Source organism: Pedobacter sp. UYP30, assembly GCF_040547165.1.
Lineage (GTDB): Bacteria > Bacteroidota > Bacteroidia > Sphingobacteriales > Sphingobacteriaceae > Pedobacter.
Genome location: NZ_JBEPPD010000062.1, coordinates 1 through 1,173, shown reverse-complemented (window position 1 = coordinate 1,173; position 1,173 = coordinate 1). Strand labels below are relative to the sequence as shown.

General features: G+C 50.0%; 2 tRNA genes and 1 rRNA gene. All 3 read left to right on the top strand.

The annotated features are described in order from the left end of the window. The first annotated feature begins 2 nt into the window (after nt 1-2). Nucleotides 3-77: transfer RNA gene (locus ABIB40_RS20675), tRNA-Ile, on the top strand. A gap of 85 nt (nt 78-162) precedes the next feature. Further along, a tRNA-Ala gene (locus ABIB40_RS20670) sits at nt 163-236 on the top strand. A gap of 441 nt (nt 237-677) precedes the next feature. Then, a 23S ribosomal RNA gene (locus ABIB40_RS20665) occupies nt 678-1,173 on the top strand; the annotation flags it as partial.

Genomic DNA, 1,173 nt, shown 5'->3' with positions numbered 1-1,173 from the left:
ACAGTCCCGTAGCTCAGCCTGGTTAGAGCACTACACTGATAATGTAGGGGTCTCCAGTTCAAATCTGGACGGGACTACCTAGTTTAAGTGGGAAGTTTTACGTTTTAAGCCATACGTTTTACGTAACACTTACTACTTATAACGTAGAACTCAAAAAAAGCCGGGGGATTAGCTCAGCTGGCTAGAGCGCCTGCCTTGCACGCAGGAGGTCAACGGTTCGACTCCGTTATTCTCCACAACCTAAGCTAAAAGCTTAAAGCGGAAAGGCCAAAGCTGAATACTGAAAGCTGACAACAAAAGAAAAGCGCTGCCATCGGGATAGATGGCGTACATTGACATAGAGATAGACAAGGGGAAACGCCATCGGGGCACATGAGAAACGGTTCGAGCCCGCGGGTTTTCGCTAACAAGGCCGAGAAGAGGCTTGGGACGGGGCACATTAAGCCCCTTACCTTTACACCCTCCACCCTCAACCTTGGCAAAGTTCTTTGACATATTGGAAGAAGTAAGAAAAAACAAGAGCAGACAACAATAGGCGACTGCCGCTTGGAAGTATCAAGCAATGAGTATCGAGTATCAAGACTTCGGTCTAACTACCAAATACCAACTACTAAATACTCTTAAAAAGCGGCATTAGCGAAAAAGCATACTGTACGGCGCAAAAGGCGTACAAGTAGAAGAAAGTAAGAAAGAGTACACGGGGGATGCCTTGGCTCTCAGAGGCGACGAAGGACGCGATAAGCTGCGATAAGCCCCGGGGATCTGCAAATATGATTCGATCCGGGGGTCTCCGAATGGGGCAACCCGGCATGTTGAAGACATGCCACCATATAATGGGGCAAACCTGCCGAACTGAAACATCTAAGTAAGCAGAGGAAGAGAAAATAACAATGATTTCCCAAGTAGTGGCGAGCGAACGGGAAAGAGCCCAAACCCACCTTGTTACGGCAAGGTGGGGGTTGTAGGGCCACGATACGGTTACAATGCAGCGAAGTGGAACGGGATGGGAATCCCGGCGGCACAGGGTGATAGCCCCGTACACGTAAGCACCATTGGCCCAGTGGTACCCTGAGTACCGCGAGGTCGGAGACGCCTTGTGGGAATCTGCCGGCACCATCCGGTAAGGCTAAATACTCCTGAGAGACCGATAGTGAACCAGTACCGTGAGGGAAA